Genomic DNA, 25,264 nt, shown 5'->3' on the forward strand with positions numbered 1-25,264 from the left:
CTCCTTGGTTCGTGCCAGAACTTCACCTCGACAAACCTGTCACGAAGGAAGCTTGCGCCGCCGATGGTTCGATGCTCGGGTCAGGTGCCATCATCGTGATGGATCACACAACCGACATGGTCGGAGCCGCTGAACGCCTGGTGGCGTTCTTTGCAGAAGAGTCGTGCGGGCAATGTACTCCGTGCCGGGAAGGCACCACCTGGCTCGACATGATCCTCCAACGGGTGCTCAATGGCGCCGGCCGGGACGCCGACATCGACCTTCTGCTTGATGTGGCAGACAACATCTCGGTTGGTCTGGGCTGGCCACCGAAACAGACCACGATTTGCCCGCTGGGACCCTCGGCGGTCTCCCCGGTTATGTCGCTGGTCCGTCACTTTCGCGATGAAGTCGAAGCGCATATCGCCAGCGCTCCGCACTCCGGTGGTCAAGGCGTGACGGTCAGCATTCGGGGGATCGCATGAGTGACCAACTCGTCAAGATCACGATCAACGGGGTTGCTCATCATGTGCCGGGGAAGTCAGTCCTCATCAAAGCTGCTGAGAACACAGGAACTTACATCCCGCGATTCTGCTGGCATCCCCGGATGGCGCCGGTTGGCATGTGCCGTATGTGCCTCGTCGAGGTCGAAGGCCCGCGCGGCATGATGCTGGTGCCATCGTGCACCACGCCCATTCATGACGAGATGGTTGTCCACACGGAGACCGAAACCGTCAAGAAGGCCCAAGAGGGTGTCCTCGAATTCCTGCTTGCCAACCATCCGCTCGATTGTCCGGTGTGCGACCGGGGCGGGGAATGCCCGCTCCAGGATCAGACCATGGCATACGGTCCCGGCGAGTCGCGTTTCGTTGAAGAGAAGCGCCATTACGAAAAGCCGATTCCGATTTCGGATCTGGTCATGCTTGACCGCGAACGCTGCATTCTCTGCGCACGCTGTACGCGGTTCTCGGACGAGATCTCCGGTGACCCGCTCATCGAGTTCATGGATCGAGGAAACGGTACCCAGGTCAACACGTTCACCGAAGAACCGTTCGCCTCATATTTCTCTGGCAATACGGTTCAGCTATGTCCGGTAGGTGCCCTTACCGCCAGCCCATACCGTTTCCGAGCCCGCCCATGGGATCTGCGGGTTATCGGATCGACCTGTACCGTATGTACCGCGGGCGACTCGATCAGTGTCCACGCCTCTCAGAACGAAGTCCTGCGGTACCTCGGGGTGGACAACGATGCCACCAATCATGGATGGCTGTCAGATAAGTGCCGGTTCGGTTTCGAATACCTCAACAGCGACGACCGCCTGACGACGCCGTTGGTACGAGGAGCAGACGGTGAATTCGCCGAGGCCAGCTGGTCCGAAGCCCTTGGCCTGGTAGCCGAGAAACTCACCGCGATCGTTACGGACCACGGCCCGCAGGCAGTGGCCGGGCTCGGCGGATCACGAGGGACGAACGAGGACGCCTACGCATTCTCCAAGTTCATGCGAACTGTCGTCGGGTCGGGCCATATCGACTCTCAGATGGATGACGGGCTCAATCCCCAGTTGCTCGCCGCCCTGTCAGGCAAGGGCTTGATCGGCGATCTTGAGCATGCCAAAACCATTCTCTTGTGGGCAGCCGATCTCAAAGAAGAACACCCAACCCTCTACTTGCGAGTCCGTCGGGCTGCCCAAGAACTCGGCGCCAAGCTGATCATCGTCCATCCCCGGCGTACCGGACTGGACGATCGGGCCACTCATAAGTTCGGGTACAAGCCTGGCGATGGTGGTCGGGTCCTCAGCGAACTGATGGCGGGCCAGGGCGAGTATGCCGCGGCGCGGGCAGCCCTAAGTGAGGGACCGGTCGTGGCGATCGTGGGCCGGACCGGGCTTACGGAGTCACCGGTCCTGTCCGAATCGGTGGCCGCTTTCGCCCGGGATCTTCCCAACGCTTCGATTCTCCCAATCGTGAGGCGGTCCAACACCTATGGGGCGCTCGACATGGGCCTTGCCCCCAGCCTGCTGCCTGGACGGGCTGCCATCGGTTCGCCAGGTTGCGCCAACCTCGAGGCGACCTGGGGAGGACTCCCCACCAAAGCCGGTTACGACGCAGCGGCCATTGCCACAGGCATTGATGAAGGGTCGATCAAGGGTGTCATCCTGCTCGGGGCCGATCCCGTGGCTGACATGCCGAACGGCCTTGACCTGACCGCTCCAGACTTTGTGGTGGCCATAGACCTCTTCCTGACGGAGTCCTCATCCCAAGCCGATGTGGTGTTGCCAGCGCTTGGTTTTGCCGAAAAAGAAGGAACCGTCACGAACCTCGAAGGACGGGTCCAGAAGGTCAACCGGGTGGTTCCCGGACCAGGGCAGGCGCGCCAGGACTGGTCGATCCTTGACGACCTCTCCACCCGGATGGGCAAGCCGATGGGTCTCGCCTCGGCCGAAGCAATTGCCAAGGAGATTGCCCACGTCGCGCCGGCCTACGAGGCGGTCACCTGGGACCTCGTCACCTGGGATCATCCGGATGGGGCCGTCGTACCGGTTGTCGCCGGGCGGTCACCCCTCGAGTACGTGCCGGTCGTCAGTTCGGCCAGTAGTGCACCTACCAAGAGCGAATTTGTCCTCCATTCGGCTCGCACCATGTACGACAACGGCGTCATGTGTCAGCAAGGTCCCAGTATCGGCAAGCTCGCCCCCGGCGCCGCGGCCTTCCTGAACCCTGGCGATGCCCAACGGCTGGGTGTGACCGACGGCGATCTCGTCAGGGTCGCTTCGACCAAAGGCCAGGGCGACCTTCCGGTGGTTATTGATGCCTCGGTGGCCGTCGGCGTCGTGTACGTCCCGTTCAATCAGCCAGGTGGCCCCCATTTCGGATCTGACCTTGACGTATCGGTGGTGAAGCTCTGATGGACTGGTGGGACGTTCTTCTTGTTGTAGTCCGGGTGGTCGGAGTGTTCGCCCTGCTCATGGTCGTGACAGTTCTTCTGGTGTGGATCGAGCGGAAACTGGTCGCCGATATGCAGAATCGTCTTGGCCCGATGCGGGCGGGACCACACGGGGTTCTCCAGACGGTGGCCGATGGACTCAAGCTGTTCTTCAAGGAACAGATCACCCCGGCCAAGTCCGAGTTCCTTATCTACATGCTGGCCCCGGCTCTCTCGGTCATCACGGCGTTCTTGATGTTCCTGGTGGTCCCGTTTGCCCGACCATTCGACATCACGCTTGGCGGCGAGGTTCGGAGCTTCACCTTCCAGGCGATGGACCTGAATATCTCTGTGTTGTACGTACTGGCTATCTCCTCAATCGCCGTATACGCGGTAGTCCTGGCGGGATGGTCTTCCGGTTCCAAATATCCGCTGCTCGGTGGAGTTCGCGCCACCGCCCAGGCCATTTCCTACGAGGCGGCGATGGGCCTTTCGCTGGTGGCTCTGATCATGTTCATCGCCGTGCAGAACCGCGGTGGTGATGTCATGTCGATGGCCTCGATCGTCGACTTCCAGGCCGGCACCTATGGCGCCACCGACGGCTTTCTGAGTTTTCTCAACCCGATCATCACCCATATCCCGAAGTGGTTCATCCTTCCGCAGGTGATCCCGTTCGTTATTTTCGCCACGGCCGGCGTCGCCGAAACCAACCGGGCACCATTCGACCTCGTCGAGGCCGAGCAAGAGTTGGTGGCCGGGTTCCACACCGAGTACTCCGGCATGCGCTTCGCCATGTTCTTCCTCGCTGAGTACATCAATATGTTCACCATGTCGGCGCTCATGGTTACCCTCTTCTTTGGCGGCTGGGGCGGACCGTTCCTCGACACGATCGCGCTGAACGTCGGGCCCTGGCTGGCCACGGTCGTCTCGTTTGGATACTTCATGGCGAAGGTTTTTGTCTTCCTGTTCCTATTCATTTGGATTCGGGCGTCGTTCCCACGTCTTCGGTACGACCAGTTGATGGATCTAGGCTGGAAGCGACTGATTCCTGGCGCCCTGCTGTGGCTGATCGCTTCGAGCTTGGCGTTGGCAATCCGACAATTCGGCCTTCCCTGGACTTGATGATGGGCATTATTGGAGATCTCTTAAAAGGCATGGGAGTTACCGGGCGTCAAATGATCGCCACCATTTTCGGTGACGGGATGATCACGACCGAGTACCCCAAAGAGTTCCGTGAGAAACCGGATCGTTTTCATGGACGGCACGTGCTCAATCGGTACGAAGACGGCATGGAAAAGTGTATCGGGTGTGAGCTATGCGCTGGTGCGTGTCCGGCCCGCTGCATTTATGTGCGTGGCAAGGAAAACCCGGCCGATGCTCCGGTAAGCCCTGGAGAGCGCTTCGGTTTCGTCTACGAGATCAACATGCTCCGCTGCATCTTTTGTGCGCTCTGTGTCGAGGCCTGTCCGACGGAAGCAATCACGATGACCCACTTGTTCGAGATGTCGACGACCAACCGGGAAGACGCCATCTACACCAAGACTGAGCTCCTCATCAATGAGGATGGATCGGCCAATCACATGTTCCCGGACGACCGCTTGGCCAACCTCTCTGAACTTCTCCAAGCCGACGGATGGATGCGGGCCACCGCCCCGCAGGGCAGGGTCGAATATGAAGGCATCCCCGGATGGACGCCGTCGGCCGGGGTCGGTCTTCGGCCACCCGAGGTGGGCCAGTCAGGTGACGCCGCCGCCCGAGACTTCACTCTGCCGGATGATGCAACATCCCCCGAAGTACAGCCGGATGAGGAGGAATAGTGGTTGAGATCATCCTGTTCGCCGTGTTTGGAACCGTCGCCATCGCCGGCGCTCTGACAGTCATCCTGGCTCGAAACCCGATTTATTCGGCATTGGGCCTGATGGCCACGATGTTCTCGCTTTCGGTGTTTTACATCATGCACCTTGCCCACTTCGTTGCGGCGATTCAGATCATCGTCTACACCGGGGCGGTGATGACTCTCTTCCTGTTCGTCATCATGCTCATCGGCGTCGATCGAACCGAGGATACGTCCGAGCAATTGCCCAATCAGCGGCGGATCGTGATTGGACTCGGGCTCACGATCGCTATCACGACCGTGGTGTTGACGGTGGGACAGAACTTCAAATGGGTCACGGCTCCAGGATCGGGTCCCGCCAACTGGGACGCCAACGCCGACGCGACGAACGGCACGATCCAGGCGGTCGGCCGGGTGTTGTTCGGAGCAGACACGGCTGAGCGGACCGCCGGGTGGGCTCTTCCGTTCGAGGCGGTGTCGCTCCTCCTTATCGTGGCGGCAGTCGGTGCCATCGCACTGGCGTTCTTCCGGCCGCTGCGTAAAGTCGGACCTCCACCGGTCGAGGACGAATAATGGCCGGCCCCACCCCCTACATGGCTTTGGCGTTCATTCTCTTTGTGATCGGGGCCACCGGCCTGCTGACTCGGCGCGACGCTCTCATCATGTTCATGTCGGTGGAGCTCATGCTCAATGCCGTCAACCTTACGTTCGTGGCCGCCGGGCGAGCCATCGGTAACTTCACCGGGCAGATTTCGGTGTTCTTCGTACTCGTGGTTGCGGCCGCAGAAGTTGTGGTTGGCCTGGCGATCATCGTGGCGGTGTTCCAGAAGCGGAACTCGGCGTCGGTCGATGAACTCTCCGAGATGAAGGGCTGAGACAGAAATGGATCTCCTTCTCGACAATCTCTGGCTGATTATCGCCCTGCCGCTTGCTGGAGCCATCGCCCTCCATTTTGCTGGACGGTTCCTGCCCGAGCCGCTACCGGGGATAGCCGCCGCCGGGGCTATCGGTCTGGCGTTCGTCATCGCAGCCATCGCCTTCGTGCCATTGGCAACTGGCGATGCCGAACCGCGCACCCTCATGCTGTGGGAATGGATGCCCGGTCTGGGAGCGGCGTTCGAGATCCGGTGGGATCAGCTATCGGCCTTGATGACTCTCATCATTACCGGGGTCGGCATGCTCATCCACATCTACTCGGTCGGATATATGCACGGCGATCCTCGCTTCAGCAGGTTCTTCACCTACCTCAACCTGTTTGCAGCATCGATGCTGACGCTGGTCCTCGCCAGCAACTTCGCAATGATGTTTGTCGGGTGGGAACTGGTCGGACTGTGTTCCTATCTGTTGATCTCTTTCTGGTTCACCCGTCCATCTGCGGCTGCGGCAGGCAAGAAGGCGTTTGTGGTCAACCGGATCGGCGACTTCGCCTTCATTGTTGGTCTCATGCTGATTTTCTCGCAGTTCGGATCTTTGTCGATGTCCGAGACGGTCCTGAACCATCCTGGCGAGGTCATATCGCCTTCGATGGCCACCGCCATCGCCATCTTGTTCTTGATCGGTGCGGCCGGTAAATCGGCGCAGATCCCGCTGTATGTCTGGTTGCCGGACGCCATGGAAGGTCCAACTCCCGTTTCGGCGCTCATTCACGCCGCCACCATGGTTACGGCGGGCGTCTACCTGATTGCCCGTAACGCCGCCATCTTCGAGCTGTCGCCGGTCGCCTTGCCGATCGTCGCGACGGTCGGAGCTGCCACTGCCCTGGTAGCTGCCTTGATCGCCATCGGTCAGAATGACATCAAGAAGGTTCTGGCTTATTCGACAGTCAGCCAGCTCGGGTACATGTTCCTGGCCGTGGGTTCAGCCGGGTATGTCGCCGGGGTATTCCATCTCATGACCCACGCCTTTTTCAAGGCGTTGCTCTTCCTTGGAGCTGGTTCCGTCATTCACGGGATGCACGAAGAACAAGACATGCGCAAGATGGGTGGACTACGCAAAGCGATGCCGATCACTCACGCCACGATGCTCGTGGCAACTCTGGCCATCGCCGGAATCTTCCCGTTCGCCGGGTTCTTCTCAAAGGATGAGATCCTGGCGGCCGTTTTTGCCAATGGCGGTTACTACTTCGTCCTGTGGGGTGTGGGGCTCTTCACAGCATTCCTGACTGCCTTCTATATGACCCGCCAATACATCATGGTGTTTTGGGGTACCCCCCGCTGGGTGGAAGGGCTTAAGCCTCACGAGTCGTCGTTGTGGATGACGGTTCCACTGATGGTCCTGGCAGTCCTGTCGGCAGGGGCCGGATTCATTAACGCCCCGCAACTGCTGACGCTCGAGCACTATCTGGACCCGGTGTTCGAAGCCTTGCATCCAGCCCACCTCGAATCGGAATTGCCCCGGCTTCTCGGCATGGACGGGCTGGCCCTGGGGTTGGCCCTGGTTTCGCTCGCCGTCGCCCTTACCGGCATCGGAACGGCCCTCTACGTGTACGCCCGATCCTCTGAACGCTTCCGTGAGTGGTTCGCCAATGCCACCAGACGGCCGATGGCCGCCAGTGAAAATGCGTTCTGGGTTGACAAGTTCTACGGGAAAACCATCGTCCTCCCCGGCAAGAAACTCGCCCAAGGCATGGCCACGTTCGACTCAAGCTTCGTGGATGGGACGGTCAACAGCGTTGCCGGGGCGGTCAAGCGGATAGGTATGGCGCTCAAACCGCTTCAAACCGGGTATGTGCGTAGCTATGGGGCCGGCTTCGTGGCAGGAGTCATCGGCCTCGTCATTTTCTTCCTGACCAGGGGTGGCGTCTGATGGACTTCCCGATGCTCAGCCTGCTCATTCTTGTTCCGGTCATCGCCGCCGCAGTCGTGATGTTGCTGCCGAAAGAGCGCACCGAACTCCACCTTCCGGTGGCATTGGTCCTCTCGCTTTTGCCGGTTGGCCTTGGCGGGGTTCTCTTCGCTCGGTTCGAGTCGGTAGCCGGTTTTCAGTTCGTTGAACAAGCCCCCCTCATTGAGCGGTGGGGTGTTTCCTGGCACCTTGGAATCGATGGCGTTGCTCTGCCACTTATCCTCCTGACGACGATCCTTATTCCGATTTCGATTGCGGCTTCGACATCGATCGCCAAGAACGCTCAGCTGTTTCTGGTCATGGTCTTGATGCTCGAAGCCGGACTGATCGGAGTCTTCTCGGCGCTTGACTTGATCGTCTTCTTTGTCTTCTTCGAAGCGATCCTGATTCCGATGTATTTCATAATCGGGATCTGGGGCTCAGAGAATCGCATCTACGCGGCTATCAAGTTCTTTCTCTATACGGCGTTTGGTTCGGCCCTAATGCTCGTCGGAATCATTGCCCTGAGCGTCATGCAACAGAACAAGACCGGCGTCTCGTCGTTCGATTACACCGTCTTGCTCGGCTTGGAAATCCCGCCTGCCACCCAGGCGTGGCTCTTCGCAGTATTCGGGATTGCCTTCGCCATCAAGGTCCCCATGTTTCCATTTCACACCTGGTTGCCCGACGCCCACGTCCAGGCGCCGACCGCTGGTTCGGTCCTGCTCGCCGGAGTCATGCTGAAGCTGGGAACCTACGGGTTCTTGAGGTTCAACCTTCCGTTGTTCCCCGATGCGGCCGTCCGGTTCGCCCCGGTCGTCGCCACGCTGGCGGTTATCGGAATCGTGTACGGAGCGGCCGTGGCCATCGTGCAGACCGATCTGAAGAAACTGGTGGCCTACTCGTCGGTGAGCCACCTTGGATTCATCATGCTCGGTATCGTGGCCCTTACCCAGAACGGGCTTGACGGCGGTGTGATCCAGATGGTCAATCACGGGTTGACGACCGGTGCGCTGTTCCTCCTCGTCGGGATGCTCTACGAACGTCGCCATACCAAGCTCATCGCCGATTTCGGCGGGCTGCAAAAGACGATGCCGATATTCGCCGGCGTGTTCTTGTTTTCTACGTTTGCCTCAATTGGGCTGCCGGGCCTGAACGGATTTGTCGGAGAGTTCCTGGTTCTGATCGGTTCGTATGCCACCCTGCCAGGATTCGCGGTCGTCGCGACTGCCGGAGTGGTTCTAGCCGCGGTGTATCTCCTGTGGGCCTATGAACGGGTCTTCACCGGGGTGGCCGACAAACCGGAAAACCAGGACGTTCCGGACCTGAATCTTCGCGAGACCCTCATCTTCGTCCCGATTATCGCCCTCACCCTGGTGCTTGGGCTGTATCCGAAGGTTTTGCTCAACCGCATCGAACCGTCGACGGCCGGAATCATCGACCGAATCGAAGCGACCACCGACTACGTTGAACCGACTTTCGTCATAGGAGAACCCAGTGAGTGATCTGATCTGGTCAGCCATCGCTCCCGAACTGGTGCTGGTCATCCTCTCCGGCCTCATTCTGGTTTTCGGGGTTTGGAAGAAGCCGCCCCTCAGATCGATGGCAGTGCTGGTCGGCGCCGGACTCGTCGCCACCTGGGCGGCCTGGGGTTTGCAGCTGTCGCGCTTGCAGGACATCGTCGATGCCGGGTCGTTCGGAGCTCTGGCCTTCAACGATATGGTGATCACCGACGGCACGGCGGTCATCGCACGCCTTATCTTGATGGTGATACTCACGTTGGCAGTCGCGCTGGCCTGGCCGATGCTCGACGAAATCGGTCAGCGATCCGCCGAAGCACTCGTGCTCATGTTTTTGGCTACGGCCGGGTTCATGTTGCTTGCCGCCGCAGCCAACCTCGTCATGGCGTTTATCGGGCTCGAAGTTGGCTCGATCAGCCTGTACGTCCTGGCGGCCGTGGCCCGCAAATCCCGGTTGGCCGACGAAGCTGCGATGAAATACTTTCTGTTGGGATCGTTCGCGTCGGCGGTCTTCATCTATGGCGTAGCTCTGCTGTATGCCGGGTCCGGTTCGGTCAGCATTGACGCATTGCGCTCATTCAGCGGTCGGGTGATCGTGAGTCCAGGCGTGCTCTATGTCTCGATGGCGATGCTGGTAGTCGGTGTTCTCTTCAAGGTAACTGCCGCCCCGTTTCATGCCTGGGCGCCTGACGTGTACCAGGGATCCGCCGCCGGCGTGGTCGGGTTCATGGCGGCCGCCGCCAAGGTTGGCGGATTCGTCGCGCTGGTGCGGATCGTGGGTATCACCTATATTCGATTCGCCGCCGATTGGCGCCCGGCGCTGGCAGCCATCGCGGCGCTGTCGATCATTCTCGGAACCCTGTTGGCCCTGAGCCAGACCGATTTTCGGAGAATGCTGGCCTACTCCGGAATCGCTCATGCCGGTTTCATCCTCGTAGGTGTCGCCGCCGGTCGGTCGGCGAACGAAGCGATCTTGTTCTACCTGGCCGTCTACACCGTTCAACTGGTGACAGCATTCGGGATCGCCGCCATCGTGTCCGGACCAACGTCATCCGGTTCGCCGTTTTCCGCGTACAAGGGCCTGGCCAGTCGTTCGCCGTTTCTGGCCGCCGGTTTGGCAACGACCATGTTGGGCATGTCCGGTATGCCGATAACGTCTGGATTCATTGGTAAGCTCGGTGTGTTCCGGGCGGCGTGGGAAAAAGGTCTCGAGTGGTTGGTGGTGGTGGCGCTGGTCGCCTCGGTGGCAGCGTTCTTCTTCTACCTCAGGGTCATCGTTGATATGTATATGCGCGATCCCGACGAGGAGACCTCGGATGTAGCTCCTGAGCCGGCGGTGGCGGGCCGGGTTGCGATTGCGGTGGCCGTGGTGGTGACCGTCCTGTTCGGCCTTTATCCCTCACCACTGCTAGACCTAATCAGGAATGTGGTTTCCTAAAGTCCTGATTCTGACAATTGCCATGGTGGGTCCGGTATTGCCTCTGGCGGGTATCGGCACGGCAGCCGACTTCGTCGTCGTTGGTAGTGACGAAACCGTTCCTGATGATCTGTATGCAGCCGGGAATGTTGTCGACGTGCGTGGGGTCGTCGAAGGCGACGTGACAGCTGCCGCCTCGCAGCGGGTGGTTGTTTCGGGGACAATCGAAGGCGACCTAATCGCTATTGCCCCGTTTGTCGAAGTGTCTGGCGAGGTGTTGGGGTCGGTCAGAGTGATCGCCGATCGAGTATCCATTGTTGGGACGGTTGGTGAGGACGTGGTGGTAGCCGGTCGGCGGGCGACCGTCCAGGGGGCCATCGGCGGCGACCTGCTGACAGTCGTCCAGCAAGCTCGAATTCTCGGGTCGGTCGAGAGAAATGTGAAGGTCACGGCCATCGGAGTCATCACCATCGAGGGCGATGTCGGCGGAGATCTTGAAGTCAACGCGGGTCGACTGGAAGTTTCGCCGACCGCCACCGTGGCCGGCGATGTCCGGTACCGGGGAGACGCGGAGATCAGCGCGACCGCCGATCTGGCTAGCGCCGCCATCCAGCTCGGGAAGACTCCGGTTCCGTTACGCGTCAGAGCGCTGCTTCTGGCCGGCGAGGTCGTCGCCGGCCTCCTCGTCTTGCTCGGTGGATTGTCCATGTTCTGGCTGGCTCCCCGACTAACGGAGGCGGCCGCCGGGGGGAGCCGTACGTGGTTAAGGGGGGCATTGGCCGGCGTGGCGGTCCTCATTCTTCCCGTGGTGTTTGTTGGAGCGGTCATCGCAGGCATGGGAGCCGCATCGCCGGATCTATACGGGGTGGCTCTTTTGGCGACCAGCCCGATTGCCATTCTCTATCTCGCCATGCTCTCGTTCATGGTCGTGCTCGGGTGGGTACCGCTGGCTACCGGGCTGGGCCAGGTCGTGACCAGGACCCGATTCTCGACGGTTGGAAGCTTCATGATCGGCGTCCTGATCCTGGTCGGGATCTCCTTCGTTCCCGTGGCGGGTTGGCGCCTGTTGATGGTGCTTTGGGTCGTCGGCGTAGGCGGTTGGGTACTCGGAGCCCGTTCCCTCCGTCACGGGTCGATTACTTGACCGACCGGTTACCCTGTGCGAAGACGCCCAATGGATCCGGCCATGACGATTGAAAACCACGATGCTAGAACAGCACCAGACCCGGCGGGTTCTGGTGTTACTGATACGTTCAGTCGCCCTCTCAAAGACCTGCGGATTTCCGTAACAGACCGCTGCAACTTCCGTTGCCGGTATTGCATGCCGAAAGAGATCTTCAATCGCGACTACGAGTTCCTTGAGAGAGGACTGTTGTTGTCATTCGAGGAGATTCATCGGGTTGTCGGCGTCTTTGCCGGGCTCGGCGTGAACAAGATTCGCATCACCGGAGGAGAGCCACTGCTCCGGCGAAACGTCGAAGATCTGATTTCGATGGTCAAGTCTGTCGAAGGAATCAACGACGTTACCTTGACTACCAACGCTTCTCTGCTGCAGCGCAAAGCGCAGTCGCTGGCGAACGCAGGCCTGGATCGAATCACCGTCAGCCTCGACTCTCTGGACAATGAGGTGTTCATGGCCATGAACGACGTCGGGTTTTCAGTCGATGACGTTCTTGCCGGGATAGACGCAGCCGGCAACGCCGGGCTGGCTCCGATCAAGATCAATATGGTCGTCCAGAAAGGTGTCAACGATCACACGGTGGTTGACATGGCCCGACACTTCAAGGGCACTGGCCACATCGTCCGCTATATCGAGTACATGGATGTCGGTACCACGAACCATTGGTGCATGGATGATGTCGTTCCAGGTAAAGACATTGTGACCATGATTTCGGAGGCTTTCCCGCTGGAACCGGCTGATCCCAACTACACGGGCGAAGTTGCGTCGCGCTGGAAGTACGCCGACGGGACGGGCGAGATCGGCGTCATTACGTCGGTGACCCAACCGTTCTGTGCCACTTGTACGCGGGCCCGGATCTCGGCAGAAGGTTCGATGTACACCTGCCTGTTTGCGTCAGAAGGTACCGACCTTCGTTCAATGTTGCGGGCGGGTGCCACAGACCAGGATTTGATCGACGTTATCCGTTCGGTCTGGATCCGGCGCGATGACCGTTACTCGCAGCTCAGATCTTCTCGAACCGCCGGTTTGCGCAAAGTCGAAATGAGCTACATCGGCGGCTAGTTCCCTGACCGGTGCTCGCTTCACTAGCCGGGAGGTCCGAACAGCTCAAGTCCCTTTTTGATTGCGCCTGGTGAGTCGACCGAAAACCAGCTACGGCCGTCTTCTCCATCAATATCGGTGATCGGGTCGAAAGATGCCACGTCGATGAGCGATTGAATTGATCCGCCATTGGCCAACTCCTGGGCAGCGAGATCGGCCAGCCCCGACGGGTACACCGCGCACAATACCTGCCTGGTCCCTCCGTGAACCGGGACCGCGGCCAAATCGGTGAAATCTCGGCGAATGGCCCGCAGCGTGCCTGGCTGCACCCACGGTTGATCGACAGCCACCAGAAGTAGCGGATCGTGCGGGTAGGCGTTGGCAGCCGCGAACAACCCGCTGAGCGGGCCACGGTGTGCCTCTCCGATATCGGCGACGGCACCATACGGCCCGAGGGCCTCGGATCGGCCGGCGACGATGACCCTTCCGGTAACCGCTTCGAGCGCCTTGCCAACCCATTCGAACATGGGTCGACCCTCGACCTCGACAAACGCCTTGTCGGTTCCCATTCGGGTGGACGCGCCGCCGGCGAGGATGATTCCAATCATGGCCACATACTGGCACACCGGCCCGATCCCCGGACCCGGTGGCACCGGCTGTTCCCGAAGCTACCTGCTCCAGGCCGCGTTGGTCCCACCCGCCGTGTCTAGCCAGTCCGTTACTGGGAGCCGTTGGTGCGTTCCCTGGTATCGGTTTCGGGAATCCCGGCCTCCCAGACGCGAGACAGGATCCGACGGGCATGTTCGGGGATGCCGGACAGTTCCACCGTCAGGTCGGCCTCGATCGCCTCCTTAACGGCTTGTTTCAGGGCCACCGCACCGGTGTAGTCGATTCGACCCAGGCCTTGCAGCTCAATCACGACCGAGGTGGCGTCCGGGTGTGCGGCGAGCTCTTGATTGAGGTGGTCGCCGAGGCCGGGCGCCGATCCGAAGTACAACACTCCCCGGGGGGAGAGATGAACGACGGTGCCGGCGGTCCACGAGGCGACGTCGAGTCGCATCTCTCGCCACAGGTGCACGGCGATACCGAGGAGCGTACCGATGATGACGGCTCGATCGATGCGCGGTGCGAGCGCCAGCGTGAGTGCGAATGTGGTGGCGGCCACGACTCCTTGTAACGGGGAGTGTTTCCAGATATCGAGTAGCGCGGGGATATCGATCAGTTTAAAGACGCTGACGATCACGATCGCGCCGAGCACGGCACTCGGCAATGGCTCGAGCACGGCGGCGAATGGGAGGAATATGAGGACTCCAAGACCGGCGATGGCGCCGGTTGCCCTGGTGCGAGCCCCGGCCAACCTGGCCAGAGAGCTTCTGGCGAACGAACCCCCGACCGGGAAGGCCGAGCTCAAACCGGCCGCCAGATTGGCAACTCCCTGGCTGATCAGCTCCCGGTCCGGGCTCCAGGCCTGTCGGTCCATCGTTGCAAATGTTCGCGAGATGGCCGTCGGTTCGGCGAAGCCGACGATGGCGATAACGAGCGCCGGGATCACCAGGGCGCCGAATGACGACCATGGCAGGTCAAGAGACAGGGGAGGGAGGCCGGTGGGCACCGTTCCGACGATGGCCCCGTCGTACCCGGACATCGCCGAATAGACGATTCCCACGACCATAGCCACCAGGATCCCTGGAAACAGGGAGTGGAGCTTGCGGCCGGCGAGGATGAGGATAATGGTCGTGACCGACAACGCCACGGCCCGCCAATCCCATGTGGCGGTGAGAGCGCGGCCTGCTTCGACGAGTAGCCCACCGCTGCCGGCGGTTACGCCGAGCACCTTGGGGAGTTGGCTGGCACTGATTAAGATGGCTGATGCCGCGCTGAACCCGGCCACGACGGGTTGTGACATCAGATAGGCGATGAACCCTCCGCCGGTGAGGCCGAGTCCGACGCGGATGACTCCGACCATCACAGCGAGAAACGCTGCCAGCTTCATGTACTCGGCTGAGCCGGTGGTCGCACCAGAGCCGGCCAGGACTCCGAAGGTCAAGATTGCCGTCATGGCAACCGGACCGGTTTGCAGATACGGAGAAGAGGCGAAGAATGCGGCGATGATCGGCGGGAGGATTGCCGCGAAAAGCCCCACGTAGGCTGGCATACCGGCCAGCTGCGCGTAGGCCAACGCTTGGGGAATCAGGACCATGGCGACACTGATTCCGGCGACGACGTCGTAGACGCTTAGTTTATGGGCGGTTAACCGTTTCAAAACGAATCGAGCCTACAACCCGTTACTTCGACAGCGCGCACTCGTTGCGCCCGACTTCGAGCTCCTTGGCTTCCTGTTCGGTGGGGGTCACCCGCCCCAGGTTCACCTTGCGAATGTCAGCGTAGATTGCCGGCGGGGTACCGAGGTGGGAGACGACATGTTCGACGAACGCCTCTTCGTCTTCGATGGAAACCACCGGGTCGAATTCAAGAAGGTCTCCGAGGCGTCGCCGGATGGTGCCATCGGCATTCGACTCGGAACGGCTCGTGTAATGGGCCGGACAGATTTCCAGATCGTGATCGAGTGGGCTGAGTTTGTCGTGAATCGTGTGAAACAGATCACGCGCCCACGGCTCGGTTTCGCCACCGAGGTCGGGACGTCCAACGCCAGTAACAAAGACTGCGTCACCGGTCATGAGGAACTTCCCGGCCACTTCCAACGAGGTGGACCCGGGAGTATGCCCGGGTGTTGCCACGGATCGCACGACCAATTCCACCTCTCCGAACGTGAAGGTTTGGCCATCGACCAGAGCCTCGTAGACAAAAGCGGCGAATTCTGCATCGCCCTCGGCGATGTGATAGGTGGCGCTCGTGTGTTCTCGAAGATCGCGACCGAGCGAGATGTGATCGGCATGCAGGTGGGTGTCAAAGATGTGGGTGAGGGTGGCGTCCATGTCCGCGGCGACCTTCAGGTATGCCTCCATGTTGGCCGCTCCATCAATGACAGCCATTTCGTGTCCTCGAGCCCCGACTGCGTATGAGAGGCATGCTTTGGCGGTTCGATCGAACTGGATCACGAAATGGGTTCCGTCGTCAAGGATCGTGCGTGGGACGAGCGTGGCCGCCCAGGCATCCATGCCCCCGGCCAGGTTGACAACGTTGGGCAGTTCAAGCATCTCGGCCACCATTTCCGAGGATCCACCATGGGCGCAGACAACCACCACATCGCGGTCTTCGGGAACCGATATCTTGGAGATATCCTCAAGAGCGGTCCAGTAGGGAATGTTGACGGTTTCCACCGGCACCTTGCCCTCGATCTTCCATCGATCGAACGCGTCGGGAGCCCGCACGTCGAGGATGTAGGGCGCCTTGGCTGGATCCTCGATCCGGGCGGCCAGTTCGTTGGTAGTCATCGATGCAATCACGGTGTGCCTCCTGTCTGCATCGACGGGGGAGTCTCGCAGATCTTCAAGTATTCGAATACGCGCATACAAGTGTGCCATCGGACGGGCAACTGCGCAACAGGATGTTTGTTTCCCTGACTCAGAATGGGGTCTTTCCCCTATGGTGAAGAAGCTCGTTGAGGAGGAAGATATAGGGATGAAAGATCGCACCCGTACCCCGCTGATTGTCCTGGCTGCCGTCGTGTTTGCGGCTGTGCTGGGGGGTGCTCTGTATGGAGCGCTTGCCGTACCCGATACCTACGATCCGACCACCCCCGAGGGAGTCGTCCAGGTATACCTCAAGGCCGTATTCGATGGCGACGAGCTCGCTTCCCTGAACAGCATGACGGCTGATCTGGCCGATCGCTGCCGCCAGGACTCGACCTCGCTCGACTATCGAACAGATGGTGCCAGGGTGTTTCTGGATACGACCACCATCGACAATGACACCGCCACCGTGGCCATTGAGATCCGTCATTCGAGTGACGGAATAGATGAATGGATAGAAAACGAAACGATCTGGCTTGAAAAGTCAGCGGATAACTGGCAGATCAGCCAGCCACCGTGGCCGTATTGGGACTGCGTAAAGGAGCAATGACATGAGGTTCGTGATTCTCTTGGTAGCGGCTGTGGCGGGGGTTGCCCTATTCATGTCCGTCCGCCGACCATCGGCCGAAGGTACCGCCGAACAAACCGGCTCAACGATCCGGCGTCTCTTTCAGTACGCCCTGCTCTTCGGGACGGTTGTCCTCGTCGCAAATGGTCTTAGCTCCGTACTCGGGCAAGCCTTCAGTATCAACGAGATTGCCAGCGACCGCCGGAGCCTCGCTCTGCCACTCGCGTACCTGTCGGTTGGCTTTCCGGCCGGCCTACTCCTCGCCAGATGGGTCCGTAAACAGCACCTTCGCCAACCGCTCGAAGCTGAGTCTCCGGCGTGGACGCTGTACCTGTCGATCGTCTCGATTACGTCTCTGATCGTATCCGTCGTGGCTGCCCTGAGGATGCTTGAGGCGCTGTTCGGGGCCGAGAGCTATTCCGGCGATGCATTGGCCCGGATGATCGTCTGGCTTGGCGTATGGGCCGGCCATTGGGTTCTCGTCAGCCGCGCCCCCCGCCAGGACCGACTGGTCTGGCATCGGCTGGCTGGATCGGCCATCGGACTCGTGGTCGCCAGCGTCGGCCTTGGCAACACGATTGCTTCGGCCCTTCGCCAATTGTTCGATCAGATGTCGGGAGGTCTGGCCGCCGCCAACTACTCGTGGACGTGGCGCAATGGGGTGTCCTGGCTGATCGTCGGTGGTCTCGTGTGGGGTTGGTACTGGATGGCCAACGCCCTTCGCACCGACCGGTCCAGCGGTCCGTTCCAGGGGTACGTCGTCATTGTCGGCGTGCTATCTGGACTGATCACTGCCCTGGTAGCGACCTCGGGGCTCTTGTATGACGTTCTCGTGTGGTTCCTGGGTGATGCCGAATCGTCCGCCTGGAAGCAGTTCGAGTCGGCCCCTGGCGGGGTGGCAGCGCTTGTCACCGGGCTGTGGGTCTGGTGGTATCACCGGACGGTCTTGAGCCCGGAGCGGTCGGAGGGCCGGCCCGAGATCTATCGTGTCTATGACTACCTCGTGTCCGTTGCCGGCCTCGTCACATCCACGACCGGTGCCACGATTCTGCTCGTCGCATTCTTTGATACCTTCTCCCGCCAGGGAGAGGTTGCCGGTAGCGGCGGAGGTATCAACCTCGTTTTGGCCGCGGTCACTGCCTTCTTGGTCGGTGTGCCGGTGTGGGGATTGGTCTGGTTGCGCACGCAACGGTTGGCGGCCGGATCGGGCGAAGAGACGAACTCGGTTTCACGGCGTACCTATCTCTTCTTGCTCATCGGCGTTGGTGGAACGACTGCCCTCATCAGCCTCATCTCGGTCTTCTTCTCGGTCTTCCAATCGATACTCGGAGAGACGAGCAACCTTTTGCGTGACATCCGGATCCCGCTGTCGCTGGTGATAACGGTCGGATCGATGGCCGTCTATCACTGGTTCGTGTTCAAGCGCGATCGGGTGGCCTATCCGGCGGAATCGAGTGGGATCCGGTCGATTCTGCTGGTTGGCGCAAGCGAAGAAGTCGCCAAAGCGGTTGCGCACAAGACCGGGGCCAAGGTGCAGATTCTTGAGCGCTCTGACGACGCTCAGATGCTCGCGTTCGACGACGTTGTGAGAGTTCTCGATGGGCAGACGTCAGCACGAGTGCTGGTGGTAGCCAACGGCGATACGGCTGAAGTTATCCCGCTGCGCCACTGAGATGCGTGGCGCAACGCCGGCGGTCTACGAGGCCAGTTCAGCCAGTCCGGCGGGTATCTGCTCGTTCATGACTTCTCTGAGCAGATCCATCGCTTCGATGATCTTCGGCGAGGTGACCGAATAGAACACCTTTTGGGCGTCCTTGCGAGAACGAACGAGACCTTTTTCCCGGAGCACAGCGAGGTGCTGGGAGACATTGGCCTGAGGAAGATCGAGGTCGTCGCACAGGTCCATGACGGCCAACTCGCCATCGCGTAACGCGTTGATGATGAGCAGCCTTTTGGGGTCGGCGAGGCCTTTGCAAACGCTTGCATGGAGTTGAATTAGTTCTGTCTCGATTGCTGACATGCGCCCATCATGGCACAACTTGTCCGAGAAGAAAACCTTGTGCCACCGGAATTCTTCCTTGACAATCGTATGGCCCGCCACAAATATGCGCATGTTCGCATATGTGTATATGTCGACATCGGAGGAGACCGTCATGACAACCACTGATTTGGAGGACGCCGTCGCGGCAGCTGGTGAAGCAGCTGCCGAGAACACGGTGCCCCAAAAAGAGAAGATGGTGCTCATTGCAGCATCGGGTGACCTCAACAAAGCCTGGCCGGTGATGATTCTGGCTACCACCGGAGCGGCGTATGGGATGGACGTGACCGTCTTCTTTACGTTCTGGGGCCTTGGTATTTTGAAACGGCCGGACGCCGGAATCACCGGTGATGATTGGCGCCAGAAGATGATGTCTGTCTTCAAGAAGGGTTCGCCAGACGGCCTCCAGTTGTCCACGATGAACTTCGGCGGAATCGGAGCCAAGCTCATGAAGGATCTGGCCGACGACAAGAAGGTGGCCTCCGTCCAGGAACTGCTGGAGTTGGCTCAGGGGATGGGCGTCAAGTTATGGCCGTGTCAGATGACGATGGACCTCATGGGTCTTGACCTCGATGACATGATTCCTGGACTTGACCAGCCGGCCGGCGCCGGTTCGGCAATATCCCTTATGAAACAAGCTTCGATCTCCCTGTTTATTTGATCAGGCCGTTTGGTCGATCCCCGGGATCCGACGCAATTCCCCCCCACTTGGAAGGTACCCACATGGCAGACAAAGTTGTTGACGCACGAGGGCTTCAGTGCCCGATGCCCGTGATCAAAGTTGCCCAAGGCATCAACGAAATCGCATCCGGTCAAACCCTTGAGGTGATCGCCACCGACAATGGTGCGCTGTCCGACATCCCCGCCTGGTCCAAAGACATGGGCCATTCGCTCAAGGAGCAGTTCTCCCAAGAAGGCGAGCACCACTTCATCATTGAGAAGTCCTAGTCGCTGCGTTCCGACCTCTCCGGTGGTGCCGGCGAGCGGACCATAAGCGATAGGATGTCCATCGAGCCTTCAAGGAGTCCCATTGGTTGCCCACTGCGTTGGTGAAGTCGCGTGAGATACGGTTTTGTCATCGACCAGCACAAGTGCATCGGCTGTCACGCGTGCACGGTGGCATGCAAGACGGAACACGACGTTCCGCTTGGGGTCAACCGGACCTGGGTCAAGTATGTCGAAAAGGGCGCCTGGCCTGATTCGACCAGGGTGTTTTCGGTCATGCGGTGCAATCACTGCACCGACGCCCCGTGTGTGACGATCTGCCCGACCAGGGCGTTGTTCAAGAGAGACACCGGGATCGTCGATTTCAATACGGATTCGTGCATCGGCTGCAAGTCCTGCATGCAGGCCTGCCCGTATGACGCCCTCTATATCGACCCCCACGACCACACCGCCCAGAAGTGCAACTACTGCTCACACCGTACGGAGATCGGCCTTGAGCCGGCTTGCGTGGTTGTGTGTCCCGAGCAAGCGATCATCGCCGGCGACCTTGAGGACCCCACCACGAAGATCGCCAACCTGGTCCGCTCCGAGAAGACGAGTCAACGCGCCGTCGAGCAAGGCACCCGGCCCAACCTGTATTACATCGGTGCCGATCAAGCGAGCCTCGATCCCTTGGCCGCCCAGCCGCTCACTCACGGCGGGATCTGGAAGGACAGTGACTCGTTCCTGACCGTTGACCCGTCAGCCGACCATCACACAGCCCACCTCCAGGCCGACAGCGGTGCCCCGCCCCGGGTCGTGTACAACACCGAACATCCCATGCCGTGGGGTTGGCGGGTCTCTTCGTATTTCTTGACAAAGGGTATCGCCGCCGGCCTGATCCTGGCAGTTGCCATGGCCATGCTGGCGGGTGCTTCGACCGACAATGCCTTTACTGCCTGGGTCATACCGCTGGTGGCCGGGTTGTTCCTGGCTCTCACGGGTGCCCTACTCGTATGGGACTTGAAACGACCTGACCGGTTCTACTACTTGTTGACCAGGGGTAACCCGGGTTCGTGGTTGGTCAAGGGTGCCTACATCCTGTCGGCCTACGCCGCGTTGATGGGCGTGTGGTTCCTGGCTGGAGTGTTCGGGGCGGATTCGATCGTGCAGGTATGCATCTGGATCGGAGTTCCGTTGGCGCTGGCCCTGTCTGGTTATACGGCGTTCCTCTTCGGACAAGCCGAGGCAAGGGACCTGTGGCAGTCGCCGATGCTGCTCTGGCACATGCTGGCCGGGGCCTTTGCCGTCGGCGGCGGGTTCGCCCTCATCCTGTCGCTGTTTGTTGATCTCTCGGAGACGGCCACCACGGCCTTTTTGTGGACCATGATCGGCGGTTCGGCCGCCCTGGGAGCCATCGCCTGGGGTGAGTTGGTTTCGAGGCACCCAACCCGCAATATCACCGAGGCGGTCCATCACATGACCCAAGGCGTGTATCGGACCGAGTGGTGGGTTGGGGGGATTCTCCTCGGCGTATTCGCTCCTATTGCTTCGGGCGCCCTCGCCCTCACCGGTAACGGGGGAGTGGGCATCGCTGCCCTTGGCGGCTTGGCCGCCTGTGCCGGAATTTGGTTCTCCGATGATGCGATGGTCAAAGCCGGCCAGTCGGTTCCACTGTCGTGAAAGGTCTGCTGAGATGACAATTGCCAAACGTAACCAGAATGACATTCCCCGCCTGTTGCCTGGCTCGGAACTCACCAACTTTCCGCCCCCCGACCGGTGGGACGACTGGGAAGAGTACGACGCCAAAGAATGGCCGAACAAGGTCAAAAAGCAGGTGCGTTACGTCCCGACCACCTGTTTCAACTGCGAATCTGCCTGCGGACTCCTGGCGGTCATCGACAAAGAAACAGGTGACGTCCGGCGGTTCGAAGGTAATCCCGCCCATCCTGGATCTCGAGGCCGCAACTGTGCAAAGGGCCCGGCCACGCTCAATCAGATGTACGACCCGGAGCGAATCCTCTACCCGATGAAGCGGGTCGGCGAGCGAGGCGGCGGTGATTGGGAGCGGGTTAGCTGGGAGGAGGCCCTCGACGACATCGCCGGTCGTATGCGCAAGGCGCTCCTGGAAGATCGTAACGACGAAATCATGTATCACGTAGGTCGACCTGGCGAAGACGGCTTCATGGATCGCACGCTCAAGGCGTGGGATGTCGACGGTCACAACTCGCACACCAACATTTGTTCGGCAGGAGCTCGTACCGGCTACGCCATGTGGATGGGTCACGACCGCCCGTCCGCGGACTTTGCCAATGCTCGTTTCATTCTTCTGTTGAGTTCCCACCTCGAGACGGGCCATTATTTCAATCCACATGCCCAGCGGATCATGGAAGGCAAACAGGCCGGCGCCAAGTTGGCCACGATCGATCCTCGCTTGTCCAACACGGCGGCGATGTCCGACATCTGGGTTTCCTCCTGGCCAGGAACCGAGCCGGCTCTCCTGCTGGCTATCGCCAAATTGCTGCTGGACCGCGACCAGATCAATCGCGATTTTATGAAGCGGTGGATGAGCTGGGAACACACCATGGCCAATCGCCATCCGGATCGGCCTCAGACCTTTGAAGAGTTTGTCGAGATCCTCAAAGAGGAATACGTCGATTACACCCCGGAATGGGCGGCCGAGGAGACCGGTGTCACGGTGGATCGCATCCTCGACATCGCGGCCGGGATCGCCGATGCCGGGACTCGATTTGCGTCACACACCTGGCGCTCTGCCGGGTCGGGAAACCTCGGCGGTTGGCAGACGGCTCGTTGCCTCTGGTTCCTGCACGTTCTGACCGGGTCCATCGGGACGGTCGGTGGCACGGCCCCGAGCGCCTGGGATAAGTTCAAACCGGCCCATTGGAACACCCCGCCCCCACACAGTCGATGGAACGAACTGCTCTGGCCGAAGGAGTACCCGTTCGCTCACCACGAGATGTCATTTCTTCTGCCGTACTTTCTCAAAGAGGGCCGCGGCAAACTCGACGTCTACTTCACGAGGGTGTACAACCCGGTGTGGACGAACCCTGACGGGTTCTCGTGGATCGAAGCACTCACGGACGAAAGCAAAATCGGACTGCATGTCGCCCTGACCCCGACCTGGTCGGAGTCGGCCTGGTACGCCGATTACATCCTCCCGATGGGAGTCGGTTCGGAGCGCCATGACACGCACTCATACGAGACCCATATGGGGCAATGGCTTGGCTTCCGCCAGCCGGTTCTGCGGGTCAATGCCGAGCGTGACGGCAAGGTCGTGAACCGCACGTACGAGACCAATCCCGGCGAAGTCTGGGAAGAGACGGAATTTTGGATCGACCTTTCCTGGAAGGTGGATCCTGACGGATCGCTTGGTATCAAGAAATGGTTTGCTTCTCCCAACGATCCGGATCGGCCCGTCTCGGTCGATGAGTACTACGGCTGGATGTTCGAGAACTCGGTCCCCGGTCTGCCCGAGAAGGCCTCTGCCGAGAACATGACTCCACTGCAGTACATGCGCAAGTACGGAGCCGTCGAAGTCGCGACCGATATCTACAACGTTCAGGATCGCCCGGTGCAAGCCGACACGGTCGGGTCGGATGGCTTGGCCAGGCGTGACGGCAAAGTGGTCGGGGTCCAAGCGGGTGATGACACCGTCACCGGATTCGGTTCACCGACCAAGAAGCTCGAGTGGTGGTCCAAGACGATGGAAGATTGGGGCTGGAAAGATGAGTCAATCCCCACCTACATCAAGACCCACGTGTACTGGCGAGATCTGGATCAATCCGCCGGCGAGCGAGTCCTCGTGCCGATTTTCCGACTTCCGACGCTCATCCACACCCGATCGGGTAACGCCAAGTATCTCTATGAGATCAGCCATGGCCACCCGCTTTGGATGAACCCGGTCGATGCCGATGCCCTCGGCCTTGAATCTGGCCAACTGGTTCGAGTTACGACTGACAACGGCCACTTTGTGATTCGGGCCTGGCGGACCGAGGGAATCCGGCCCGGTGTGGTCGCCGCCAGTCACCATATGGGGCGCTGGCGCCTTGACGACGAGCAGGGCAATGAGCGGTGGTCGTCGGCCCTCGTGGATATCGACAGCCTGGGAGACGGAAAGTGGCGTATGCGACAGAAGAAGGGCATCGAGCCGTTTACGTCGTCCGATCCTGACTCGGAGCGCATCTGGTGGAAGGACGCCGGCGTTCATCAGAACCTCGCGTTCCCACCCCACCCTGATCCGATATCGGGCATGCACGCCTGGCATCAGGTCGTAAAGATTGCGGCGGCCGAACCGGGTGATCAGTATGGCGATGTGGTCGTCGATACGAACAAAAGCTTTGCGGTCTACGAGGAATGGCTGAAGAAAACCAAGCCAGGTCCTGGACCTGACGGCACTCGTCGACCAACATGGTTGGATCGCCCTATCAAACCGACGTTGGATGCATACCAAGCCTGAAACCTCATCGTTAGCCGCTGACGCGGCTGCAGAAGAAGCCAAAATCTGGATCGACCTGTCGAATCAGTGGCAGGCCGAAGCTCACTTTCACGTGTGGGACGATGTGCCCGGTTCGGAACTGGCGATCGTCAGACTGTATGACCCGGCCAAGGATCTCGGTAGGCGAATGGTCAGCTGGTCCTTTCCGGTCGGCGAACTGGACTTCGCCGACGTCGCTCGATTTGCCTCCGGACTCGCCCAGGCCGAATCCGATGCCTGGGCGAACGATCAACCCCATGTGGCGACCCGTGCATATGCCGAGCGTCGGTTCTTGGTCGGTGATCGGATCTTGCACTGGGCGGTTCCGTGGTTTGATGCCATCGAGCGGTCCCATTCGGATCGAGCAGAAGAGGCCAGGGAGGCCAAACGGCGTTTGCTTGACATAGGCGATCGAATGCGGCCTGCTCCGGCCCTGACCGGATCCGAGGGACTGGTGGTCCCCGGCTTTGACGGGTACGGTCCATTGGCCCCTGGTGTACCGATGCATGAATTCCTGCTGTCGCTGTGGTCGGGATCGTTACTTACGAAAGCCGACCTGGCAGCGGCTCGGAACTCGTCGGTCGATCATCGATCCATTGAATCAGCATGGATGGATCACTCCGAAACCCGGTCGGGTCTCGTAAATCATTACGGACGGGCCGCCCTCCGTTGGGAATCGTTGGCGGTCCTCCACACCGGGACGGCTCAACTCTGGCTGGATCTCGCCAGTCGAGCGCGCAATATGGCCCGATTGTTGGCGGCCTAACCCTGCTTCGGTGTTATATCCGCATCGCCGGTAGCCTGTCGCCCATCGACAATTTCGAGGTGTCAACATCAAGTGTGTAATTGGAGGTCTTGTCTGTCTGGCCATGCTGGCCGGAGCGTGCACGACGGCCGCCACCTCGACGACCACTGCGACCACCGATGATTCGGCGGTGTCGACAACGGTCGATCGAAGTCCCGGGACGACGACCTCAGACCCCGGCGGTGTCCCCGGCTACCAGCCCATGTTTGTTGAGAGCAAATGTCAATTCGTGGCAGTCCCCGACC

Annotated in this window: 22 protein-coding genes; 18 read left to right on the forward strand and 4 right to left on the reverse strand. The window is 60.2% G+C overall.

Annotated features, from left to right (window positions below; genetic code table 11):
• From JJE47_04845 to moaA, 11 genes are all read left to right on the forward strand, one after another.
• The coding region (locus JJE47_04845) for an NADH-quinone oxidoreductase subunit F (GenBank protein ID MBK5266741.1) at positions 1–464 on the forward strand (464 nt) is incomplete at its 5' end.
• Complete coding sequence (nuoG, locus tag JJE47_04850) at positions 461–2,884, forward strand: NADH-quinone oxidoreductase subunit NuoG (protein ID MBK5266742.1); 2,424 nt, start codon at positions 461–463, stop codon at positions 2,882–2,884. The genes JJE47_04845 and nuoG, both read left to right, overlap by 4 nt.
• Entirely contained in the window at positions 2,884–4,023 is a 1,140-nt protein-coding gene (locus JJE47_04855) for an NADH-quinone oxidoreductase subunit H (protein MBK5266743.1), read from the forward strand. Before nuoG ends, JJE47_04855 begins: the two co-directional genes overlap by 1 nt.
• A complete protein-coding gene (gene nuoI, locus JJE47_04860; protein MBK5266744.1) occupies positions 4,023–4,718 on the forward strand; it encodes an NADH-quinone oxidoreductase subunit NuoI in 696 nt (231 codons plus the stop codon). The genes JJE47_04855 and nuoI overlap by 1 nt, the downstream gene beginning before the upstream one ends.
• Positions 4,718–5,308 carry an NADH-quinone oxidoreductase subunit J gene (locus tag JJE47_04865; protein ID MBK5266745.1) on the forward strand — a complete coding sequence of 197 codons (591 nt, stop codon included), beginning with the start codon at positions 4,718–4,720 and terminating at the stop codon, positions 5,306–5,308. Before nuoI ends, JJE47_04865 begins: the two co-directional genes overlap by 1 nt.
• Positions 5,308–5,610 carry an NADH-quinone oxidoreductase subunit NuoK gene (gene nuoK, locus JJE47_04870; protein MBK5266746.1) on the forward strand — a complete coding sequence of 101 codons (303 nt, stop codon included), beginning with the start codon at positions 5,308–5,310 and terminating at the stop codon, positions 5,608–5,610. The genes JJE47_04865 and nuoK overlap by 1 nt, the downstream gene beginning before the upstream one ends.
• 7 nt (positions 5,611–5,617) lie before the next feature.
• The gene (nuoL, locus tag JJE47_04875; protein ID MBK5266747.1) at positions 5,618–7,540 is read left to right on the forward strand and encodes an NADH-quinone oxidoreductase subunit L; all 1,923 of its coding nucleotides are present in this window, start codon (positions 5,618–5,620) and stop codon (positions 7,538–7,540) included.
• Entirely contained in the window at positions 7,540–9,063 is a 1,524-nt protein-coding gene (locus JJE47_04880) for an NADH-quinone oxidoreductase subunit M (protein MBK5266748.1), read from the forward strand. The genes nuoL and JJE47_04880 overlap by 1 nt, the downstream gene beginning before the upstream one ends.
• A complete protein-coding gene (locus tag JJE47_04885; GenBank protein ID MBK5266749.1) occupies positions 9,056–10,516 on the forward strand; it encodes an NADH-quinone oxidoreductase subunit N in 1,461 nt (486 codons plus the stop codon). The genes JJE47_04880 and JJE47_04885 overlap by 8 nt, the downstream gene beginning before the upstream one ends.
• Positions 10,503–11,639, forward strand: coding sequence for a hypothetical protein (locus tag JJE47_04890; GenBank protein ID MBK5266750.1), 1,137 nt, complete (start codon positions 10,503–10,505; stop codon positions 11,637–11,639). Before JJE47_04885 ends, JJE47_04890 begins: the two co-directional genes overlap by 14 nt.
• A 42-nt stretch (positions 11,640–11,681) precedes the next feature.
• Complete coding sequence (moaA, locus tag JJE47_04895) at positions 11,682–12,737, forward strand: GTP 3',8-cyclase MoaA (GenBank protein ID MBK5266751.1); 1,056 nt, start codon at positions 11,682–11,684, stop codon at positions 12,735–12,737.
• A gap of 23 nt (positions 12,738–12,760) precedes the next feature.
• On the opposite strand, the gene JJE47_04900 is transcribed toward moaA, so the two are convergent.
• The 3 genes from JJE47_04900 to JJE47_04910 form a co-directional block, all read right to left on the reverse strand.
• A complete protein-coding gene (locus tag JJE47_04900) occupies positions 12,761–13,324 on the reverse strand; it encodes a molybdenum cofactor guanylyltransferase (protein ID MBK5266752.1) in 564 nt (187 codons plus the stop codon).
• A gap of 110 nt (positions 13,325–13,434) precedes the next feature.
• The gene (locus tag JJE47_04905) at positions 13,435–14,979 is read right to left on the reverse strand and encodes a SulP family inorganic anion transporter (GenBank protein ID MBK5266753.1); all 1,545 of its coding nucleotides are present in this window, start codon (positions 14,977–14,979) and stop codon (positions 13,435–13,437) included.
• A gap of 22 nt (positions 14,980–15,001) precedes the next feature.
• Complete coding sequence (locus tag JJE47_04910; GenBank protein ID MBK5266754.1) at positions 15,002–16,123, reverse strand: MBL fold metallo-hydrolase; 1,122 nt, start codon at positions 16,121–16,123, stop codon at positions 15,002–15,004.
• A gap of 175 nt (positions 16,124–16,298) precedes the next feature.
• On the opposite strand from JJE47_04910, the gene JJE47_04915 reads away from it, so the two are divergent.
• Positions 16,299–16,739, forward strand: coding sequence for a hypothetical protein (locus tag JJE47_04915; protein ID MBK5266755.1), 441 nt, complete (start codon positions 16,299–16,301; stop codon positions 16,737–16,739).
• A 1-nt stretch (position 16,740) separates the two neighbouring features.
• Positions 16,741–18,429 carry a hypothetical protein gene (locus JJE47_04920; GenBank protein MBK5266756.1) on the forward strand — a complete coding sequence of 563 codons (1,689 nt, stop codon included), beginning with the start codon at positions 16,741–16,743 and terminating at the stop codon, positions 18,427–18,429.
• Positions 18,430–18,453: 24 nt separating this feature from the next.
• Here JJE47_04920 and JJE47_04925 read toward each other — a convergent pair whose 3' ends face one another.
• The gene (locus JJE47_04925; protein ID MBK5266757.1) at positions 18,454–18,777 is read right to left on the reverse strand and encodes a winged helix-turn-helix transcriptional regulator; all 324 of its coding nucleotides are present in this window, start codon (positions 18,775–18,777) and stop codon (positions 18,454–18,456) included.
• 133 nt (positions 18,778–18,910) lie between these two features.
• Between JJE47_04925 and JJE47_04930 the strand changes: the two genes are divergently transcribed.
• The 5 genes from JJE47_04930 to JJE47_04950 all read left to right on the forward strand — a co-directional run bounded on the left by JJE47_04930 (position 18,911) and on the right by JJE47_04950 (position 24,980).
• Positions 18,911–19,456 (forward strand): DsrE/DsrF/DrsH-like family protein, encoded by a 546-nt coding sequence (locus JJE47_04930; GenBank protein MBK5266758.1) that lies wholly within the window; start codon positions 18,911–18,913, stop codon positions 19,454–19,456.
• A gap of 62 nt (positions 19,457–19,518) precedes the next feature.
• Entirely contained in the window at positions 19,519–19,743 is a 225-nt protein-coding gene (locus tag JJE47_04935; protein MBK5266759.1) for a sulfurtransferase TusA family protein, read from the forward strand.
• Between the two features lie 111 nt (positions 19,744–19,854).
• Positions 19,855–21,402: a polysulfide reductase NrfD gene (gene nrfD, locus JJE47_04940; GenBank protein MBK5266760.1), complete on the forward strand. Its 1,548-nt coding sequence runs from the start codon at positions 19,855–19,857 to the stop codon at positions 21,400–21,402.
• A complete protein-coding gene (locus JJE47_04945) occupies positions 21,359–24,196 on the forward strand; it encodes a molybdopterin-dependent oxidoreductase (GenBank protein ID MBK5266761.1) in 2,838 nt (945 codons plus the stop codon). The genes nrfD and JJE47_04945 overlap by 44 nt, the downstream gene beginning before the upstream one ends.
• Positions 24,180–24,980, forward strand: coding sequence for a hypothetical protein (locus JJE47_04950; protein ID MBK5266762.1), 801 nt, complete (start codon positions 24,180–24,182; stop codon positions 24,978–24,980). The genes JJE47_04945 and JJE47_04950 overlap by 17 nt, the downstream gene beginning before the upstream one ends.
• The last annotated feature ends 284 nt before the right edge of the window (positions 24,981–25,264 follow it).

This window comes from Acidimicrobiia bacterium, from assembly GCA_016650365.1.
Classification (GTDB): domain Bacteria; phylum Actinomycetota; class Acidimicrobiia; order Spongiisociales; family JAENVV01; genus JAENVV01.

What these genes read in the sequence shown, in the direction of transcription:
- nuoG (MBK5266742.1), top strand. Translation starts at nt 461, where the DNA reads ATGAGTGACCAACTCGTCAAGATCACGATCAACGGGGTTGCTCATCAT.
- JJE47_04855 (MBK5266743.1), top strand. Translation starts at nt 2,884, where the DNA reads ATGGACTGGTGGGACGTTCTTCTTGTTGTAGTCCGGGTGGTCGGAGTG.
- nuoI (MBK5266744.1), top strand. Translation starts at nt 4,023, where the DNA reads ATGATGGGCATTATTGGAGATCTCTTAAAAGGCATGGGAGTTACCGGG.
- nuoK (MBK5266746.1), top strand. Translation starts at nt 5,308, where the DNA reads ATGGCCGGCCCCACCCCCTACATGGCTTTGGCGTTCATTCTCTTTGTG.
- nuoL (MBK5266747.1), top strand. Translation starts at nt 5,618, where the DNA reads ATGGATCTCCTTCTCGACAATCTCTGGCTGATTATCGCCCTGCCGCTT.
- JJE47_04880 (MBK5266748.1), top strand. Translation starts at nt 7,540, where the DNA reads ATGGACTTCCCGATGCTCAGCCTGCTCATTCTTGTTCCGGTCATCGCC.
- JJE47_04890 (MBK5266750.1), top strand. Translation starts at nt 10,503, where the DNA reads ATGTGGTTTCCTAAAGTCCTGATTCTGACAATTGCCATGGTGGGTCCG.
- moaA (MBK5266751.1), top strand. Translation starts at nt 11,682, where the DNA reads ATGACGATTGAAAACCACGATGCTAGAACAGCACCAGACCCGGCGGGT.
- JJE47_04900 (MBK5266752.1), bottom strand. Translation starts at nt 13,324, where the DNA reads ATGATTGGAATCATCCTCGCCGGCGGCGCGTCCACCCGAATGGGAACC.
- JJE47_04915 (MBK5266755.1), top strand. Translation starts at nt 16,299, where the DNA reads ATGAAAGATCGCACCCGTACCCCGCTGATTGTCCTGGCTGCCGTCGTG.
- JJE47_04920 (MBK5266756.1), top strand. Translation starts at nt 16,741, where the DNA reads ATGAGGTTCGTGATTCTCTTGGTAGCGGCTGTGGCGGGGGTTGCCCTA.
- JJE47_04925 (MBK5266757.1), bottom strand. Translation starts at nt 18,777, where the DNA reads ATGTCAGCAATCGAGACAGAACTAATTCAACTCCATGCAAGCGTTTGC.
- JJE47_04930 (MBK5266758.1), top strand. Translation starts at nt 18,911, where the DNA reads ATGACAACCACTGATTTGGAGGACGCCGTCGCGGCAGCTGGTGAAGCA.
- JJE47_04935 (MBK5266759.1), top strand. Translation starts at nt 19,519, where the DNA reads ATGGCAGACAAAGTTGTTGACGCACGAGGGCTTCAGTGCCCGATGCCC.
- JJE47_04945 (MBK5266761.1), top strand. Translation starts at nt 21,359, where the DNA reads ATGATGCGATGGTCAAAGCCGGCCAGTCGGTTCCACTGTCGTGAAAGG.
- JJE47_04950 (MBK5266762.1), top strand. Translation starts at nt 24,180, where the DNA reads ATGCATACCAAGCCTGAAACCTCATCGTTAGCCGCTGACGCGGCTGCA.